Source organism: Streptomyces sp. NPDC051569, assembly GCF_044454085.1.
In the GTDB taxonomy this organism is placed as follows: Bacteria; Actinomycetota; Actinomycetes; order Streptomycetales; family Streptomycetaceae; genus Streptomyces.
Genome location: NZ_JBITDJ010000005.1, coordinates 67,478 through 85,313, shown reverse-complemented (window position 1 = coordinate 85,313; position 17,836 = coordinate 67,478). Strand labels below are relative to the sequence as shown.

Below are 17,836 nucleotides of genomic sequence, written 5' to 3'. Positions count from 1 at the left end.
GGATGAGGGTGATCTGCTCCGAGCGGTGGCGCGCCCCCTGGACGACCCGGTGCCGTGTCCGGTGTGCGGGACGCCTACCGGGCGGGGATACGGCGTCCATGGCCGCGAGGCGGACACCCTCCGGACATGGCCGTGCGAGCACCCCGGCGCCGAGATCGCCTGCCGGGACGGCTCGGGTGCCTACGGCGAGGCCATACGTCACGCCCTGCTCGACACGGTGCGGGCTGACGACCGACGGCACCTCCGCACCACCTCGGTGGCAAAACCCGGCCGAGGCCTCTCTCCCCTCCGCAGCTCCCGCTGGACCGCTGTCGACGCGCCCGCCCCGAGGGAACGCGCATAGACCACCCGCGAGCGAGGGCATCAGGTCCGCGTCATCGAGTGGTAATTGGCTGGGTGACGGGAAGTGGTCCTCAGTGAGTCAATTGTTCATCTGTGGCATGCGTCACCCATGGGATTTCGCCCCCATGGAGCCCGACGTCCGAACGTATGTCGCATAAATTCGTGTGGCCGTTCTCAACCTCCTTCTTTAGATTCCGCATTGGCTTGTTGTGAGTGAAACATGGTTGATCTGTGGGGGATTTGAGAGTGCGGAGCGCTGTGAGGCGAAATCCATATGGGGGGCCAGCTGTGCGCGGGGCTGGGGGTGTGCTCAGCGCACTTCTGGTGGCTGGACTGCTGGGGGGCGTTCCCGCAGCAGCCGTCGAGCCCGCGAATACGGTGCGAGCCGGCGCGGAGCTGGTGTCGGGAGGGGCCGAGGCGCGGGTCGCTCGGGAGCGGGCCGTGGAGTCCGGCGAGCGGGTTGAGGTGGAGGGGGAGCGCACGGAGTACGCGTCGACCTTCGCCAATCCGGACGGCTTCACGTTCACGTGGGAACAGGCGACGGTGCCGGTTCGGGTGAGCACTTCCGGCGGAAGCTGGGTGACGCCGGATGCGACGCTGGAGGTTCGTCCGGACGGACGGGTGGGACCCAAGGCCGCCGTGGTGGACCTCCGCTTCTCCGGGGGTGGCGACGGCGCGGACCTGGTCACGATCACCAGGAATGGCCGGTCTCTGGGACTCGGCCGGCCGGGTGCGCTGCCGAAGCCGGTTCTCGACGGTGACAGCGCCGTCTACGGGGATGTGCTGCCAGGTGTCGACCTGCGGATGACCGCCACGGCGGACAGTTTCCGCGAACTGCTGGTGGTCAAGTCGCCGGAGGCCGCAGCCAATCCCCAGCTGCGCCGGATGGAATTCTCGATCCGAACCGACGGGCTGACCGTACGGCAGGGTGCGGGCGGCAGTATGACGGCCGTGGACGAGAACGCGAACGTTGTTTTCTCCGCACCGCCGGCATTGATGTGGGATTCGGGCCATGGCGCGCCCGTCAAGGACGCCGGCGGGGCACCGGAGACGGGGGTTCCGCCGCGTGGCGCGGAGCCTGATCCGGTGAACGGCCCGGTGGATGGGGCGGCTTCGGCGGTGCTGCCGATCGAGGTCGGCGGGAATGCCCTGGTGGTGACGCCGGACGTGGGAATGCTGGGGGAGACGGACGAAGCCGTGTTCCCGCTGTACATCGACCCGACGGTCGGGGTGGATGACACGGCTCGGACGCTGCTCAGGTCGGACGGCTATACCTCGTACAACTGGGGCAACGGGAGCGACAACCAGGGCGAGGGGATGGGCCGCTGCGGTACGTACAGCGGCTACTACTGCGGCCCGGACTACACGCAGCGGCTGTACTTCCAGTTCGCCCCGGACAAACTGGCCGGCAAAGTACTGGACGCGGCCACGCGGAGAACCGGACGTATCAGCGGACCGGCACCGACACCATCGTGGACGACGAGCTGAACGACGTGACCGTTCCGGTCGGCTTCTGGCAGTTCGGTCGTCTCGACGCCGGCGGGACGTTCACGGCCGTACGGTCCGACGAGGCCGCTTCGCTGGACACGGCGGTGCGACTGACCGGCGTCTTCGACTCTCCGTCGGGCACAGTCCAGCTCTTCCTCGCGGGGAACGAGATGGACGCGGGTGCCACGCACACCTACACCGCCACCTCGGGGTCCGGCGACTTCGCGGCGGGCAAGGGGTACGCGGCGGGTGACAGCGGTTGGGCTCATCACCTGCCCGGCCGGATCAACGACCTGCGGCTGTGGGTCGGCGCGGTGACCAGCCCTGCGGAGCTGGGAATCGGTACGGGCGCGTAAGCCCGAACCGAACGCTCCGGGGCGGAGCCGGTACGTGTCTCCGCCCCCGGAGCCCTGGACTCCCTTTCCGCATCTCTTTCCTGGTGCCGGTCGAACGGCGCGCGCTGTTCGACCCATGCCCACACACGGTCCATTCGTTCTTGCCCTGGGGGTTCGATCATGAGCAGACGTACGCATGCGCGAGCGAAACGAGGGGACCTGGCGCGTGCTGCCTGGTTCCCATGGCGGAGATCAGACCCGCCGAGATCTCGCATCGGGCAGCGGGGAGCACCTGTCACCGCGCTGTCCGTAACGGCGATTCTCCTGACCGGCCTCCTGCCGTTGGTCGGATTCGCGCCCGCCGCCGGAGCGACGGGTGGCCTGGGGCGACCGAACCTGCCCACGGCACGGTCCGGAGTGTTCCAGCAGACCGAGGAGGAGCGGCCGACTCAGGCGCGGGACGACGTCGCCCGCTCCGAGGCCGTCGACGCGGAGCGCGGCCGACGGGCCCGAGCCGAGCAGCAACACCGGAGGTGGCCCGACCCGGGGCGGCGGTCGGTCCGGATCGGCCTTTCCGGAAAGGCCGATCAGACCGTCGGCGGACTGCCCATCAGCGTCTCACCGGTCACGAGCGGTGGCGCCTCCGGTACCACCGACATCCAGGTGCTGGGTCAGACCCAGGCCGAGGCCGCCGGAGTGCGGGGTGTGCTGCTGTCAGCAGCGGCGGAACGACCCGGCAAGGCAGAGCTGCGGATGGGCTACGCCGACTTCGCCTCCGCCTACGGCGGCGGCTGGTCAGGCCGGCTGCGCCTGGTGGAGCTGCCGCCCTGCGCGCTGACAACACCGGAAAGAGCGGTGTGCCGGGCTCAGAGACCGCTGGACTCCCACAACGACATCGCCGGACAAGCGGTGTCGGCCACGGTTGACCTGGTTCAGGCGGGTACCGCCGCGGCGACGACTCCGGCGGTCACCGTGCTGGCACTGGTGGCGGCGGCCGGGGAATCGTCCTCCGGTTCGGGCAACTACGCGGCCACACCACTGTCCGCCTCCTCCACCTGGCAAGCGGGCAGCTCGTCCGGCTCCTTCGGCTGGTCGTACGGTCTGGATCTGCCTCCGGCCGCGGCGGGACCCACTCCGGTGCTGTCGCTGTCGTACGACTCGGGGAGCATCGACGGCCGGACGGCCTCCACGAACAACCAGGGCACCATGGTCGGCGAGGGCTTCGACCTGACCTCGTCGTACATCGAGCGCTCCTACGGGTCCTGCGACGACGACGGCCAGGACGGCAAATACGACCTGTGCTGGAAGTACGACAACGCGTCACTGGTCCTGAACGGCAAGTCCACCGAACTGGTCAAGGACGACACCACCGGTGTCTGGCGACTCAAGGACGACGACGCTTCCACGGTCACGCCCTCCAGAGGGGCGGCGAACGGCGACGACGACGGCGAGTACTGGACGGTCGTCACCGGCGACGGCACCAAGTACGTCTTCGGACTGAACAAACTGGACGGCGCGGGCACCGAGCGAACCAACTCGGTATGGACCGTGCCCGTCTTCGGGGACGACGCCGGAGAGCCCGGTTACACCAAGGGCAGCACCTACGCCGACCGCTGGCTGGAGCAGGCATGGCGGTGGAATCTCGACTACGTCGAGGACCTGCACGGTAACGCCACGACGTACTGGTACACCGTCGAGACCAATACCTACGCCCGCGACGGCGCCACCAAAGCCGACGCCGGCTACACCCGTGGCGGCTACCTGACCCAGATCCTCTACGGCCAGCGCAAGGGCGCACTGTTCACCGGCAACAGCGCATCCGACAAGGTCACCTTCGACTACGCGGAGCGGTGCACGGCGTCGGACTGCTCCTCGCTGACCAAGAACACCGCCCACAACTGGCCTGATGTCCCGTTCGACTCCATCTGCGCGTCCGGGGCGGATGACTGCAAGGCGACCAGTCCGTCGTTCTTCACCCGCAAGCGGCTGACCGGTGTGAACACGCTCGCCTGGTCGGCCGCCGACACGAAGTACGCCGCGGTGGACTCCTGGGCGCTGGCACAGGCATACCAGGATCCGGGCGACATCGGAGACAGCTCGGACCAGGTCCTCACCCTCACCTCGATCCAGCACACCGGCAAGAACGGCACCGCCGTATCGCTGAACCCGGTGAAGTTCACCTACAAGATGCTGCCCAACCGGGTCGACGGCCAGGACCACATCCTGCCGCTCACCCGCCCCAGGATCTACGAGATCACCTCGGAGACCGGCGGTATCACGTCGGTCACCTTCTCCCCGCCGGAGTGCGTGCGGGGGAGCAGCCTGCCGGCCGAGGACAGCAACACCGGCCCCTGCTACCCGCAGTACTGGCACATCAACGGCGCGAAGGAGGCGTCGATCGACTGGTTCCACAAGTACCGCGTCACGACGGTGCTCTCCTCCGACCCCACCGGCCACAGCGACGCGGTGGAGACCACCTACACCTACTCCGGGCCGGCCTGGCACTACAACGACTCACCCTTCGTACCGACCGGTGAGCGCACCTGGTCGGTCTGGCGCGGCTACCGCCAGGTCACCACGCTCATGGGCACCGGACCGAACCAGTCCAGGACGGTCGCGCTCTATCTCCAGGGCATGGACGGGGACCGCAAGAAGGACGGCGGCAAGCGCTCGGTCAGTGTCCCCGGCATCAGCTTCACCGGCCTGAGCGTGGCCGACCAGAAGGACAGCGAACCGTACGCCGGGATGCCGCGCGAGCAGGTCACCTACAACGGAACCACGCCGATCGGCGTGACCGTCAACGATCCGTGGTCGAAGAAGACCGCGACCCAGCACAAGTCCTACGCGGACACCGAGTCGTACTACCTCCGCACGGCCCGCAGCTACGCACACACCTACCTGACGGCCAAGGCCGCCTGGCGTACCACCATGTCGGAGACCACCCGGTTCGACGACTACGGCATGCCCGAGCTGGTCTTCAACGCGGGGGACACCGCCGTCACCGGTGACGAGACCTGCACGCGCGCCTGGTTCGCGCGCAACGCGGCCCTGGGTCTCATCTCCCTGACTTCCCGGACCCGCGTGGTGGGCCGGGCCTGCACCACGGCCGAGACCGACCTGAATCTGCCGACCACCGCCGCCACCCGTGGTGACGTCCTCTCCGACACCGCGGTCGTCTACGACAGTGCCGGGGCCACCACATGGACCGCGTCCCAGAGCCCGACCAAGGGCGAGCCGACCTGGACGGGCCGGGCCTCCGCCTACCCGGCCACCGCCACCGGCGGCGAGCGCAACCCGACCACGTGGCAGACCACCGCCAAGAAGATGACGTACGACACCCTCGGCCGCCCACTGTCGGTGACCGACGACAAGGACAACCCCACCTCCACCGCCTATGCTCCCGCCGCTGCCGGCCCGCTGACCCGCACCGCGGTCACGAACGCCATGACCCAGCGCGTGGTGACCGACGTCGACTTCGCACGCGGCCTCACGGTCCGGGTCACCGACGCCAACAACAAGCGGACCGACACCGCCTACGACGCGCTCGGCCGCACCACAGCCATATGGCTGCCCAACCGCGACCGGGCCGCCACCCAGAGTGCCAACTACACCTTCGCCTACCACGAGGACACCGATAAACCCTCCTGGGTGTCCACCTCCAGCATCCACACCGATACCACCTACAACACCTCGTACGACTTCTACGACGCACTGCAGCGGCCGCTGCAGACCCAGTCCCCCGCCGCCGGCGGTGGACGACTGCTGACCGACACCCGCTACGACAGCCGCGGCCTGGCGTACCAGACCTATGCGGAGGCGTACGACTCCACCAGAGCCCCCAACGGCGCCTATACGCGGATCGAAAACGGCGGCGCACCCAAGCAGACCGGGACCACCTTCGACGGAGCCGGCCGACCGGTCACCTCAAGCCTGTACGTCTTCGGCGTCAAGCAGTGCACCACGAGCGCCAGTTACACAGGTGACTCCACCGCCACCACCGCCCTGGACGGCGGTTCGGCCACCCGTGTCATCACCGATGCCCTCGGCCGGACCACCGAGCGCCGTGAGTACGCCAGTACCTCCCCGGACGACAAGGAGTACGGAGCCGCCGGAGGGGCCGCCTACACCTTCACCGCCCACACCTACACCCGCGACGGCCTCCAGGACACCCTCACCGGCCCGGACAAGGCCCGCTGGTCCTACGGCTACGACCTCTTCGGCCGCCTGACCAGCAGCACCGACCCCGGCACCGGCACCACCACCACCGCCTACACCTCCCTGGACCAGGTCGACTGGACCCGGGACGCGGCCGGCAAGACCCTCGCCCACACCTACGACGTACTGGGCCGTCAGACAGCCCAGTACTCCTCCACCACCAAGGACTCCACCACTCAGCTCGCGGGATGGTCCTACGACAGCTTGGCCAAGGGCCGGCTCGACAGCTCCACGCGCTATGACGGCGGCAAGGCTGTCACCACCAGGGTCACCGCGTACGACAGCCTCTACCGAGCCACCGGAACCCAGCTCACCCTGCCCGCCGACGACCCTCTGGTCACTTCCAAGGCGGTCACCTCTCCTCTCACCTTCACCTCTTACTACAACGTCGACGGCACCCAGCAGTCCTCCTCCCAGCCCGCTGCCGGCGGGCTCGGTGCCGAGACGATCACCACGGACCACGACAACCTCGGACTGCCCACAGCCGTCCGCAACGGCACCGGCACCAGCTACCTCCTGGGCGCCGACTACTCGCCCACCGGTCAGCCCTGGCAGCTCTCCCTGGGCACGTCCGCCGCTCCGACGGCCAAGAAGGCCTACCTCACCAACGAGTACCAGGCCGGCACCGACCGCCTGGTGACCTCCCTGGCCACCGACCAGACCCACGACTACAAGCTGCAGCAGCTCAGCTACACCTACGACGACGCCGGTGATGTCACCTCCCTCACCGACCTCGCCCGGCCCCTCGGTGGCATCGAAGCCGACAACCAGTGCTTCGCCTACGACGGCTACCAGCGCCTCACCGAGGCCTGGACCCCGAAGAGCACCGACTGCTCCGCCGGCGGACGTACCACCGCCAACATCGGCGGCGCCGCCCCTTACTGGAGCAGCTGGACCTACGACGACGCCGGCCTGCGCACCACCCAGAAAGACAACACCGCCGGTACCACCACCCGTTACTGCTACGGAACCACCACCTTCAAGCAGCCTCACGCCCTCGCCGCCACCACCGCCGCGAGCACGTGTGACGGCGCGGCCAACACGTACGACTACGACCAGACCGGCAACACCACCAAACGCCCCGCCCCCGAAAACAGCACCGGTAGCGAAACCCTCACCTGGGACAGCGAAGGACACCTCAAGGCGCTCGCCGGCGGTGCCCCCACCACCGCGAGCACCAGCTACCTCTACGACGTCGACGGCTCGCTGCTGATCCGCCGTCCCGCCAACCCGACCGGCACCGGCGAAACGGTCCTGTACCTCGGTCCTACCGAAGTCCACCTCAACAACAACGGCACCAGCACCAGTACCTGGGCCCAGCGCTACTACACCGCTGCCGGTCAGAGCATCGCCCTGCGCAGCAACCAGAACGCGGCCGAGAAGGTCTCGTTCCTCGCGGGTGACAACCACGGCACCGCGGGCCTCGCCATCGAGGCTGCCACCCAGACCTACACGAAGCGATACACCACCCCCTACGGAGCCCCCCGGGGCGCCACCGCCGACGGCACCTGGCCCGACGACAAGCAGTTCCTCGGCAGACCCACCGACACCACCACCGGCCTCACCCACATCGGCGCCCGCGAATACGACCCCACCACCGGCCGATTCCTCAGCGTCGACCCCCTCCTCACCGTCGACCAGCACCAGTCCCTCAACGGCTACGCCTACGCCAACAACAACCCGACCACCCTCAGCGACCCAACGGGTCTGCGTCCGGACGGAATCTGCGGTTCGTCATCCGTTTGCAAGGACGCGAGCGGCCAGACCGTACACGAGAGCTTCTGGAGCACCAGCAAGGGCTGGGCTTATTCCTCGTACGACAACGTCCTGACCACCAAGAAAAACCCCACTACCTACTATGGCGGTAACAAGAAGGCCTTCCTCACCGACACTCTTAAGAGCAAGAGCGCGAAGCAGCGCATCACGGAGTCCGCTGAGCTCCTCGGCATGGTTCCCATCCTGGGAACCCCCGGAGATGTACTGGTAACCAGCATCCACATAGCTGCCGGAGACTGGGAATCCGTCAAATGGGATGCCGTCGGCTTCATTCCCGTAGGAGGCGACGCTCTCAAGTTCCTGCATCTCAAGAAACAGGCCGAGGCTGCCGAAGATCTGCTCCGCAGCTGCGCAAAGCACAGCTTCGCGACCGGCGCCGACGTCAAGATGAGTGATGGCAGTCACAAAGACATCGAAGACATCAAGATCGGTGACAAGGTCCTTGCCACCGACCCGGTAACCGGAGAAACCGAACCCCGGGCCGTCCAAGCAGTGATCGTCACCGATCACGACAAGGACTTCACCGACCTCACCATCCAAACGGGGACGACCAGGGCAGCCATCACCGCGACGGACACCCACCCCTTCTGGGTTATCAGTGAAGGTCGCTGGGTCAACGCTGGTGACATCCATCCCGGGATGACGCTCCGCAAGGACGACGGAACTGCAGTTCCCGTCGTGTCGATCCGCCACTTCCACAAAAAGCAGCGCACTTACGACCTCACTGTCGAGGGCATCCACACGTACTATGTACTCGCTGGTCAGACGCCGGTCCTCGTTCACAACAGCAACTGTGATGTCCCATCCGGCTCTCTCCAAGGGGAAAAGCTCGCGCAAAAGTTGCGGCTGGAGTCAGCGAACTCGCCCTTCGCCGAGAGTGGCCAGCTAACACCTGATGCGATCTCCGGTTCCAGATTGGCGATGCCGGGAACGAAAATGGGGAACAAGGGACTTCAAGCTCGATTCGCAGAACGCGGAGGTGCTTCACAATGGGGCAAGTACAGTACCGAGACGCATCAAAGCCCGTACGGTGATTATCAAGTGCACTACTACATGAACCGAGTATCTGGCGAGGTCATGTACGACTACGACTACAAGGTAGTCATGAACCGCAGGGGGAGCGCCCCGTGAAAGTGAGGTTCACCGGCGTCGAAGGTCACGAGCAGAGCGTTCGCCAGGGGGCGGATGCCCTGCGTCAGGGACAGGTGTACGTAGTCCTTGAGGCGTACTGTCAGGCGGACGGACCGAACTACTTCAGGATCGAGTTCCGTAGAGGCGAACTTCCGCCCCTCTTTGACTCGCGACTCTTCGAAGTGGTTGATTCAGGGGTGCATTCATCGTGGACGGTATCCACTGAGTGGGACGGATCGCTCACAATGGCACCTGCTGCCTGGCAAGTTCCGGGGTTCTGGGAGGAATTCATGGATCATTTCCCCGGTGCGATCGAAATCTATGAGCTCGGCAGAGATGCCCTGATGGCGGGGTCTAAATAGCTAGAGCCTCCATTCTCGATTTCAGACCGGCGGCGAACGTGATTCGGTGCGATGTTGTGAGGCTCTGAGCGCACCGCCTCGCGGTGGCGATACTTCAATAGGTTGCGCCTATTTCTGCCAGCAAATCTGGAGCCCCGACGGGTGACGCCCGTCGGGGCTCCAGCGCTGTCTGACGGCAGTATTGATCAGAAACTCATGGGGTTCTCGTCCAGGGTGTAGCGGACGTGCGGGCCGCCGAAGTAGCCACGGACGATGTGCGGCTGCCGCTGGCGTCTGCGGCAGAACTGGCGGCCTCGGTGACAAGTGCGGCCTGGTTCCGGGCCCGGTGCTGTTCCGGCAGGCTGTGCTTGAGGTCGGCGTTGATCAGCTCGTCGGGGTTCAGCTCCGGCGAGTATGGCGGCAGGAAGTGCGGCTCGACATCGCCGGGGTGAGCGGCGAGCCAGTCGCGGACCTTCCTGGAGCGGTGCGCGGAGTGTCCGTCGACCTCGAGGTGGACCTTGTGTCGAAGTGGCCGGCGAGGCGGTCCAGGAAGCGGCACATCACCTCGGTGGTGAAGCTCTCGGTGAAGACCATGAAGTGCATCCGGCCTTTGGTGCTGATCGCCGACATGGCGTTCACCGAGAACCGGTTCCCGCTCCGCCACACCACGGGCGTCTTGCCCTTCTCGCCCCAGGTGCGGCCGTGACCTGGTCGGACCGGACACCGACCTGATCGGCAAACAGAACCTCGCCGCTGTCCCTCCTCGCCTTCGCACGGATCTCCGGCCAGGTCTCCTCGTGCCGACGCCGGGCAGTCTGCGGGTCCTGCTCGACAGCCCGCTTGTCCGGACGCTGGAACGACAGCACCCACCGCTCGAGGTACTTACCCACGCCCGACACGGTCAGCCGCACCCGGTACGGCTTCGCGATCAGCTCGCCCACCAGCCGGCGCGTCCACAACTGCCCGCCCAGCCCCATGTCACAGGGCTGGTGCTCGAGGACGGCCTGCCGCACCGCGGCCCGATCGACCTCGTCCAGCACCTGGTGCACACCGACCGGTTTGCCGCGGAGGCCGCATGACCAGCGCCCGCCGGCCGCCGGCCTGCCACTTCGCCCACCAGCCGTCCACCGCGTTCAACGACACCTCGAACATCGCCGCGACGTCCTCACTGTCCAGGCCCACCATCAACGCGGCCACCGCCCGCAGCCGCAGGTCCTCCTGCGCCGACGGCGGCAGATGCCGCGCGTCCCCCACCAGATCGCTCACACACCGCCAATGACCCAGAACCCCCGAACGCTTCGGATCAATAGACGGTCGCGGTGACGCCGGTGTGGGCGTGGCCGGGAAGTTCCTTGATCACGACGAGTTCGACGCCCCGCTCCAGAGCAGGGTGGCGGCGGCGTGCCGGAGGTCGTGGCAGTGGAGGCCGCGGAGCCCGGCCCGGTTGAGGACTCTGCCGAAGCGGCGGGTGAGCTTGGTGGGGCCGAGGGGGCGGCCGGTCGGGGTGCGAGGAGGAGCCCGCTGTTCGACCGGCTCGTCCTGCGGCTCGGCGTTCCTTCCCGGTGTTTCTGGAGGCATGGACTCGCTGAACGGCGCCGCCGCGGTCTCCTTCTGCACGGTCACGACAGGGGGTCGTCCCGAGAACTGGCGGCGGCTTCCGGAGGCCTGTTCGCAGCCGTGGGCGCGGCCGGCTGGGTATGGCTCAGAGCTGCTGGGCGGCGGCGATCCCCAGCGCCACGATGATCGTCACGACGACGAAGACGATCAGCCGCTGCCGCAGCAGCCGGGGATTGGCCGGCCGCAGACCGCCCGAGGTGGGCCTCGGGCGGTCGTTCTGACGGCTCCCGGTGCGCGCCGGGCCTCGCGGGGCCGGGGGGCGCGAGCCACCGGTACGCGCGGCCGAGCTCCCGCTCCGGGGAGCCTGCGGGCGGGAGCCGGCGGACGGTCCCGACGGGCCCGGTGCCCCTGGCGTACGACTCTGGGGGCCGCGCTCGACGGCCCGCTCCGTGTAACGCTCCGTCAGCCGCCCGGTCGGCGCCTCGTGCCCACCGCGTTCCCGCTGCGCGGGCGGGCGGCTCTCGATGAGGCCCTGGGCTTCCCGGGCGGCGATCTCCTTGAGTCGCATCGACAGTTGGAGCGTGCTGGGACGGTCCTCCGGGTCCTTGGCGAGACAGGCGCGCACCAGCGGGGCCAGAGCGTCCGGCACCCCGTACAGGTGAGCCTCCTCGTGCACCACGCGGTACAGCATGACCTCCGAACTTCCCTGTCCGAACGGGGAGTCGGCGGTCGCGGCGTACGCCAGGGTGGCACCCAGCGAGAACACGTCCGTGGCCGGCGTCACCGCCACGCCCCGCACCTGCTCGGGTGCGAGGAAGCCGGGCGACCCGACCGCCGTACCGACATGCGTCAGCGTGCTCGCGCCGGTCGCCCAGGCGATGCCGAAGTCGATGATGCGCGGGCCTTTGGGAGAGAGCAGGATGTTCGACGGCTTCAGATCGCGGTGGACGACCCCGGCCTCGTGCACGGCCACCAGGCCCTCCGACAGCGCGGCACCGACCGAGGCCACCTCGGCCGCGGAGAGCGGACCCTCCTCGGCGACCTTGTCGTGCAGCGAGGGCCCCGGTACGTACTGCGTGGCGAACCACGGCCGGTCGGCGTCGAGATCCGCCGCCACCAGCCGTGCCGTACAACCGCCCCGGATCCGCCGCGCCGCCGAGACCTCGCGGGCGAACCGCGACCGGAATTCCTGATCCTCCGCCAGGTCCGGCCTGATCACCTTCAGCGCGACGCGCTGGCCGCGCCGGTCGGAACCCAGGTAGACGACACCCATGCCGCCCGCGCCCAGCCGCCGGTGAAGCCTGAACGAGCCGACGACACGCGGGTCCTCGCGCCGGAGCCGCATCATCGCCATGTCCATCCCCGCTGCCCGGTCGTCCGTGTGACGTGGCACAGCTTACGTACCCGCGCCCCGGTGTGCTCATAGGCCGCGCCCTCGCGTTCCGACCGATTGTCAGTGCTGGGTACGAAAATTGAGGAGTGGTCAGGGGCAGACGGATCCGGTTCGGTCTGAGCCGTGCCAGATCTCAAGGGTCGCTCCCAGAAGGGGGATTGGTTCGTGAAGGGTGACCGTGCGGAGACCGTGGTGGACGCGGGTGACCCGACCCGCGCCTGCGAGGTGGTGGCGAGCCGAGCGGGCCGCCGGGTGGAGACGGCGGTGCGCCGGGGAGCTGTGGAAGTGAGCGAAGTCACCAGCAGCGGATCGGTGGTCAGGACGGCCCACCCCGGGGGGCGAACCGAGCCCCTGAGGCTTCTCGGGGCGTTCCCTCCGGCAGGCCCCGGTGGGCTCACCTGACGTGGCCGAGGACCGACTCTCCACCCAGGGGAGTAGCCGCGGGGTGGCGGCTCATCCTCCGGGAGGCCCGGTAATCGGTACGCGGGCATGACGCCCGGGGCCCGCCGTGTCCCTAGGGTGGAGACAAGCGGCGGGTGCAGCACTCGTCCCCCGAGGCCAGACGCTCGCCGCTGTCGGACAGAACAGGGGAGGGACCATGGCGGACATGGCATCGCGGGCAGTGATCCGCGCTCAGGGACACAAGGCGTTCGCCGCTTTCGGTGGCCGCCGGTCCGGGACCCGCCACCCCCTGGTGGCGACCGCCATGGTCCTTCCTCTGGCGGCACTGCTCGTGGTCGTCTTCGGCGGCTGGGACGCGGTGGTCACCCAAGCGTCGTCCGTGGGCCTGATGCTGGGGCGCTGAGCGGCGCCCCGGACCCGGAGAGCGGTCCGGGTCAGGGACATCCGGCCGACAGCCCCGTGGGGACGGGGGTGCGGCGGACGGCAGCGTATGGCCGGTCAGCTGGGGAGCTGACCGGCCATCGCGCTGTCCGGGCCGCCCCGCCACCGCCCGCCCGCCACAACCGCCGCCCGCCACCGCCCCGCCCGCCGCCGACCGTGAACGGCGGGCTCCCGGCCCCCGCTCCGGCCCCCACTCCCGGCCCCACTCCCCGCTCCTGGCCCCCGCCCCCCTCCCCGCCACTCCTCGCTCCCGCCCGCGCGGCGCGAACGGACCGCCGCTCCGGCCCGTGCCGGGCGGCCCAGGCGCGCATGCCGCGACGCCACCGGGTTACGCTCCCGCCCGGACATCTCGCATCCGGGGGACCAACGTGACCGCAGCCATTGTTCCGGTGCTCCGTGCCGTCGCTCGGGAAGCCGCTCATCCGGCCCCGGATTCGCCGCACTGCCGGGGCTGCGGCCGGGAGGAAGCCGTCCTGGCCGACCGGGCCGACGGCGTCGTCGTACGGCACGGCGAGGTCGTCGCCAAGGTGCACGCGGACGGTACGGACCCGGCCGGTCACCGCGCCAGGCTCGCCGTCGCCGCGCGGCCCCGGCTCGCCGGGATCCTGCTGCCGCCGCTTCCGACGACGACCGAGCAGGTCCACGGGCGGCCCGTCACCGCCTGGCCCTACGGCACGCCGGTCGACCCCGCCGACCCCGGCGCCGCCCCCTGGGAGGAGGCCGGGGCGCTCATCGCCCGGCTGCACACCGTCCCGCTCGGCACGCTCCCGGCCGCGCTCCCCGCCATGCGCGGGCCCGCCAAGGCCGCCCTTGCCGTCGCCCGGATGCGGGCCGCCGGCCACCACCGCGCCGCCGGTCCCGTACTGCGCGCCTGGGAGCGGCTCCCCGCCTGGGCCCGTGACGAGGCGCCCGCACCGGGACCCGGCGCCCTGTGCCACGGTGACCTGCATCTGGGCCAGCTCGTCCGCCACCCGGCTCCGGACGGCCCCTGGCTGCTCATCGACGTGGACGACCTCGGGGCCGGAGAGCCCACCTGGGACTTGGCACGCCCCGCCGCCTGGTACGCGGCCGGTCTGCTGCCCCCGGAGGACTGGCAGGCGTTCCTCGGCGGCTACCGCCGCGCGCACGGTCCCGCCGTACCCGCCGAAGGCGATCCCTGGCCCCAACTGGACGTCGCCGCCCGCGCTCTCACCGTGCAGGCCGGAGCGCTCGCCATCGCCAAATCCACCGCCGAAGGCCGGGAACTCGATGACGCCGAGCTGCTGATGATCGACTCGTGTGCCCGCATCGGCGCCCTCGCAACCGAGTTGGCGTCCGAGGCGTCGTCGTAGGGTGAACCGACAGTCGCCGGGACCGCGTTCCGGTGACGCCGGGCCCAACGGCGAGGAGCTGAACCAAACATGCAGTGTCCCAAGTGCCACGCACCGATGCACACGTACAACCGCAACGGCGTCCAGATCGAGCAGTGCAGCGGTTGCCGGGGAATCTTCCTCGACTACGGCGAGCTGGAGGCCCTGACCCGCCTGGAGTCGCAGTGGGTCCAGCCGGGCCCGCCCGTGCCTCCGGCCCCCCAGGCCTACCCGGCCGCGCCCGCCTGGGGCGCCCCGCAGCACGGCGGTCACCACGGCGGCCACGGCGGGCATCACGGCGGGCACCGCCGGCAGAGCTTCGGCCGGATGCTCTTCTCCTCCTGAGCCCCAGGCGCCCCGGGGCCCCGTGCGCCCCGGGGTATCCAGCGGTCCCCAGCAGTCCGGAGGACCGTCCGGAGCTGTCCGGAGAGGGGCCCGGGCGTCCGGGCATACGACAAAGCCCCCGGTCGTGATGTCGACCAGGGGCTTCGTGATGGTGCGCGATACTGGGATTGAACCAGTGACCTCTTCCGTGTCAGGGAAGCGCTCTCCCGCTGAGCTAATCGCGCGGGGGTCGTGCGGGTGCTGCGACTACGTGGTGCCGGGACTACGGGTACTGCTCTGCGTTACTGCGTGCGCGATACTGGGATTGAACCAGTGACCTCTTCCGTGTCAGGGAAGCGCTCTCCCGCTGAGCTAATCGCGCGGGGGATCCTCGCGGATCCGGTGGACGATACTGGGATTGAACCAGTGACCTCTTCCGTGTCAGGGAAGCGCTCTCCCGCTGAGCTAATCGTCCTTGGAGGTGGAGACGGGATTTGAACCCGTGTAGACGGCTTTGCAGGCCGTTGCCTCGCCTCTCGGCCACTCCACCAGGAGTGTGGGGGTCGGGAAAGATCCCCCACCTTCTCGAGCGGACGACGAGATTCGAACTCGCGACCCTCACCTTGGCAAGGTGATGCTCTACCAACTGAGCTACGTCCGCCTGTCGTTTCCCGGCCACTCTGTGCGGTCGGCGACGTGTTGAACTCTAGCGGATTCCCGGGCCAGTACAAAAACGCGTTTGCGCAGCGTGCTGGGATGCGTTGGTGCCGCGTTCAGGTCACGTCGGTCCAAGAGCTCCTGTTCTAGACTCGCAACTGTGCACGACCTCGCTCCTTTGGCCCGCTTCGGCGGCCTCGTCGCCTCGGGTCTCCGGGACGTCACCCATGATCCCGAGGCCCTCGATTCCGCCGGCTTCTGGGCCGTCGCCGCGGACTTCGAAGGCCGCCTCACCTGCGCCCGCTTCGACGACGTACGCACCGAACCGGTGCCCGCGCCGGTCCCGGGGCAGTGGCGCGGACCGCATCCCGACGACTGGACGTCCTCCCTCGACCGCGCCGCGTACACCGCGGGCGTACGCCGCATCCGCGAGCACATCGCGGCGGGCGATGTCTACCAGGTGAACCTCTGCCGCGTACTGACCGCGCCGCTGCCCGACCCGGCCGCGGCCGACGTCGACGCGCTGACCGCCCTGCTCGCCCGCGACAACCCCGCCCCCTACGCGGGCACGATCCGGCTGCCCGGGCACGGGGTGGAGATCGCCACCGCCTCACCCGAGCTGTTCCTGCGGCGGGACGGCCGCACCGTGGAATCCGGGCCCATCAAGGGGACCGCCCTCACCGCGGCGGACTTCCTGGAGAAGGACCGTGCCGAGAACGTCATGATCGTGGACCTCGTCCGCAACGACCTCGGCCGCGTCTGCGCCACCGGATCCGTGACGGTCCCCGCGCTCTGCGCGGTCGAGGCCCACCCGGGGCTCGTCCATTTCGTCTCGACCGTACGGGGCGAACTCACCGGGTCGGCGGGCTGGCCGGAGCTGCTGCCCGCCACGTTCCCGCCCGGGTCCGTCACCGGCGCCCCCAAGTCCAGCGCGCTGACGATCATCGAAGCGCTGGAGACGGCTCCCCGGGGCCCCTACTGCGGCGGCATCGGCTGGGTCGACGCCGACCGGCGTACGGCGGCGCTGGCCGTCGGCATCCGGACCTTCTGGATCGACCGGAGCGAGACACCGGGACCCGTCCTGCGGTTCGGGGCCGGCGCCGGGATCACCTGGGGCTCCGACCCCGACGGCGAGTGGGCGGAGACCGAGCTCAAGGCGGCGAGGCTGCTCGCGATAGCGTCGGGTGTGTACGAGGCGAGCGGAAGGAGCGCGTAGATGAGCATCTGGGTCAATGGCGGGCTGGAGACGGCCGGAACCGCCCGGGTGTCCGTGTTCGACCACGGACTGACCGTCGGCGACGGCATCTTCGAGACGGTCAAGGCGGTGCGGGGCCGGCCCTTCGCCCTCACCCGCCACCTGGACCGGCTGACCCGCTCGGCGCGCGGACTCGGCCTGCCCGAGCCCGACCTCGACGAGGTACGCCGCGCCTGTACGGCCGTCCTCGACGCCAATCCGATGGAACTGGGCCGGCTGCGCATCACGTACACCGGCGGGGTCTCTCCCCTCGGCTCCGACCGGGGCGACGCCGCACCCACGCTGGTCGTGGCCGTCGGCCGGACGACGCGCCGCCCCGACACCACCGCCGCCGTCACCGTCCCCTGGACGCGGAACGAACGCGGCGCGCTGACCGGGCTCAAGACCACCTCGTACGCGGAGAACGTCGTCGCTCTCGCCCGCGCGCACGAGCGCGGCGCCTCCGAGGCACTCTTCGCCAACACCGTCGGACAGCTCTGCGAGGGCACCGGCTCCAACGTCTTCGTCGTCCTCGACGGGGAACTGCACACCCCACCCGTCTCCTCCGGCTGCCTGGCCGGCATCACCCGCGCCCTCGCCGTCGAGTGGTCCGGGGCCCGCGAGAGCGACCTGCCGCTCGATGCCCTGCGGCGCGCGGACGAGATTTTCCTGACCTCGACCCTGCGCGACGTCCAGGCGGTTCACCGCGTGGACGACCGTGAACTGGCGGACGTCCCCGGGCCCGTGACGGCCAAGGCGATGCGCGTCTTCGACGAACGGGCCGGCGCCGACCTCGACCCGTGAACCGGCCGGAAACCGGATGACGCGAGCACGCACGGTGGGTAGAACTT

The 17,836-nt window shown here is 69.2% G+C and carries 14 protein-coding genes, 5 tRNA genes and 2 pseudogenes; 11 read left to right on the top strand and 10 right to left on the bottom strand.

What is annotated here, in order from left to right; translation table 11 throughout:
- Nucleotides 1–648 precede the first annotated feature (648 nt).
- The 4 genes from ACIBAE_RS10985 (at nucleotide 649) to ACIBAE_RS10970 (ending at nucleotide 9,649) form a co-directional block, all read left to right on the top strand.
- On the top strand, nucleotides 649–1,830 hold the full coding sequence (locus tag ACIBAE_RS10985; RefSeq protein WP_399283925.1) for a hypothetical protein: 1,182 nt from the start codon (nucleotides 649–651) through the stop codon (nucleotides 1,828–1,830).
- Nucleotides 1,815–2,186: a LamG-like jellyroll fold domain-containing protein gene (locus ACIBAE_RS10980; protein WP_399283923.1), complete on the top strand. Its 372-nt coding sequence runs from the start codon at nucleotides 1,815–1,817 to the stop codon at nucleotides 2,184–2,186. Before ACIBAE_RS10985 ends, ACIBAE_RS10980 begins: the two co-directional genes overlap by 16 nt.
- Nucleotides 2,187–2,582: 396 nt before the next feature.
- On the top strand, nucleotides 2,583–9,287 hold the full coding sequence (locus ACIBAE_RS10975) for an RHS repeat-associated core domain-containing protein (protein WP_399283921.1): 6,705 nt from the start codon (nucleotides 2,583–2,585) through the stop codon (nucleotides 9,285–9,287).
- Nucleotides 9,284–9,649, top strand: coding sequence for a hypothetical protein (locus tag ACIBAE_RS10970; protein ID WP_399283920.1), 366 nt, complete (start codon nucleotides 9,284–9,286; stop codon nucleotides 9,647–9,649). The genes ACIBAE_RS10975 and ACIBAE_RS10970 overlap by 4 nt, the downstream gene beginning before the upstream one ends.
- 193 nt (nucleotides 9,650–9,842) lie before the next feature.
- Here the strand turns inward: ACIBAE_RS10970 and ACIBAE_RS10965 are convergent, their stop codons facing one another.
- The 3 genes and pseudogenes from ACIBAE_RS10965 to ACIBAE_RS10955 all read right to left on the bottom strand — a co-directional run bounded on the left by ACIBAE_RS10965 (nucleotide 9,843) and on the right by ACIBAE_RS10955 (nucleotide 10,539).
- Complete coding sequence (locus ACIBAE_RS10965) at nucleotides 9,843–10,187, bottom strand: transposase (RefSeq protein ID WP_399283919.1); 345 nt, start codon at nucleotides 10,185–10,187, stop codon at nucleotides 9,843–9,845.
- A gap of 23 nt (nucleotides 10,188–10,210) precedes the next feature.
- Nucleotides 10,211–10,294: pseudogene (locus ACIBAE_RS10960) on the bottom strand (hypothetical protein); the annotation flags it as partial.
- Complete coding sequence (locus ACIBAE_RS10955; protein WP_399284264.1) at nucleotides 10,264–10,539, bottom strand: winged helix-turn-helix domain-containing protein; 276 nt, start codon at nucleotides 10,537–10,539, stop codon at nucleotides 10,264–10,266. The pseudogene ACIBAE_RS10960 and the gene ACIBAE_RS10955, both read right to left, overlap by 31 nt.
- On the opposite strand from ACIBAE_RS10955, the gene ACIBAE_RS10950 reads away from it, so the two are divergent.
- Together ACIBAE_RS10950 and ACIBAE_RS10945 are read left to right on the top strand one after the other, a co-directional pair.
- Nucleotides 10,426–10,707 (top strand): hypothetical protein, encoded by a 282-nt coding sequence (locus tag ACIBAE_RS10950; RefSeq protein WP_399284287.1) that lies wholly within the window; start codon nucleotides 10,426–10,428, stop codon nucleotides 10,705–10,707. The two genes, ACIBAE_RS10955 and ACIBAE_RS10950, sit on opposite strands and share 114 nt — an antisense overlap.
- Entirely contained in the window at nucleotides 10,704–10,907 is a 204-nt protein-coding gene (locus ACIBAE_RS10945) for a hypothetical protein (protein WP_399283918.1), read from the top strand. The genes ACIBAE_RS10950 and ACIBAE_RS10945 overlap by 4 nt, the downstream gene beginning before the upstream one ends.
- A gap of 27 nt (nucleotides 10,908–10,934) precedes the next feature.
- Here ACIBAE_RS10945 and ACIBAE_RS10940 read toward each other — a convergent pair.
- Both ACIBAE_RS10940 and ACIBAE_RS10935 read right to left on the bottom strand, forming a co-directional pair.
- Nucleotides 10,935–11,148, bottom strand: a pseudogene (locus ACIBAE_RS10940) (tyrosine-type recombinase/integrase); the annotation flags it as partial.
- Between the two features lie 182 nt (nucleotides 11,149–11,330).
- Nucleotides 11,331–12,539: a serine/threonine-protein kinase gene (locus tag ACIBAE_RS10935; protein WP_399284263.1), complete on the bottom strand. Its 1,209-nt coding sequence runs from the start codon at nucleotides 12,537–12,539 to the stop codon at nucleotides 11,331–11,333.
- A 637-nt stretch (nucleotides 12,540–13,176) separates the two neighbouring features.
- Between ACIBAE_RS10935 and ACIBAE_RS10930 the strand changes: the two genes are divergently transcribed.
- From ACIBAE_RS10930 to ACIBAE_RS10920, 3 genes are all read left to right on the top strand, one after another.
- Nucleotides 13,177–13,383, top strand: a complete 207-nt coding sequence (locus tag ACIBAE_RS10930) for a hypothetical protein (protein WP_399283917.1) — start codon at nucleotides 13,177–13,179, stop codon at nucleotides 13,381–13,383.
- 406 nt (nucleotides 13,384–13,789) lie between these two features.
- Complete coding sequence (locus ACIBAE_RS10925; RefSeq protein ID WP_399283915.1) at nucleotides 13,790–14,752, top strand: aminoglycoside phosphotransferase family protein; 963 nt, start codon at nucleotides 13,790–13,792, stop codon at nucleotides 14,750–14,752.
- A gap of 69 nt (nucleotides 14,753–14,821) precedes the next feature.
- Complete coding sequence (locus ACIBAE_RS10920) at nucleotides 14,822–15,115, top strand: zf-TFIIB domain-containing protein (protein ID WP_399283913.1); 294 nt, start codon at nucleotides 14,822–14,824, stop codon at nucleotides 15,113–15,115.
- A 149-nt stretch (nucleotides 15,116–15,264) separates the two neighbouring features.
- On the opposite strand, the gene ACIBAE_RS10915 is transcribed toward ACIBAE_RS10920, so the two are convergent.
- From ACIBAE_RS10915 to ACIBAE_RS10895, 5 genes are all read right to left on the bottom strand, one after another.
- A tRNA-Val gene (locus tag ACIBAE_RS10915) sits at nucleotides 15,265–15,339 on the bottom strand.
- Between the two features lie 65 nt (nucleotides 15,340–15,404).
- Nucleotides 15,405–15,476 (bottom strand) — tRNA-Val (locus ACIBAE_RS10910).
- 21 nt (nucleotides 15,477–15,497) lie between these two features.
- Nucleotides 15,498–15,569: transfer RNA gene (locus ACIBAE_RS10905), tRNA-Val, on the bottom strand.
- A gap of 1 nt (nucleotide 15,570) precedes the next feature.
- Nucleotides 15,571–15,644, bottom strand: a tRNA-Cys gene (locus tag ACIBAE_RS10900).
- Between the two features lie 38 nt (nucleotides 15,645–15,682).
- A tRNA-Gly gene (locus ACIBAE_RS10895) sits at nucleotides 15,683–15,755 on the bottom strand.
- 156 nt (nucleotides 15,756–15,911) lie between these two features.
- Here ACIBAE_RS10895 and ACIBAE_RS10890 point away from each other — a divergent pair.
- Nucleotides 15,912–16,967, top strand: a complete 1,056-nt coding sequence (locus tag ACIBAE_RS10890; RefSeq protein ID WP_399283912.1) for a chorismate-binding protein — start codon at nucleotides 15,912–15,914, stop codon at nucleotides 16,965–16,967.
- Nucleotides 16,968–17,789, top strand: coding sequence for an aminotransferase class IV (locus ACIBAE_RS10885; protein WP_399283911.1), 822 nt, complete (start codon nucleotides 16,968–16,970; stop codon nucleotides 17,787–17,789).
- The last annotated feature ends 47 nt before the right edge of the window (nucleotides 17,790–17,836 follow it).

What these genes read in the sequence shown, in the direction of transcription:
- ACIBAE_RS10945 (WP_399283918.1), top strand. Translation starts at nt 10,704, where the DNA reads ATGACCAGCGCCCGCCGGCCGCCGGCCTGCCACTTCGCCCACCAGCCG.
- ACIBAE_RS10935 (WP_399284263.1), bottom strand. Translation starts at nt 12,539, where the DNA reads ATGGCGATGATGCGGCTCCGGCGCGAGGACCCGCGTGTCGTCGGCTCG.
- ACIBAE_RS10930 (WP_399283917.1), top strand. Translation starts at nt 13,177, where the DNA reads ATGGCGGACATGGCATCGCGGGCAGTGATCCGCGCTCAGGGACACAAG.
- ACIBAE_RS10920 (WP_399283913.1), top strand. Translation starts at nt 14,822, where the DNA reads ATGCAGTGTCCCAAGTGCCACGCACCGATGCACACGTACAACCGCAAC.
- ACIBAE_RS10885 (WP_399283911.1), top strand. Translation starts at nt 16,968, where the DNA reads ATGAGCATCTGGGTCAATGGCGGGCTGGAGACGGCCGGAACCGCCCGG.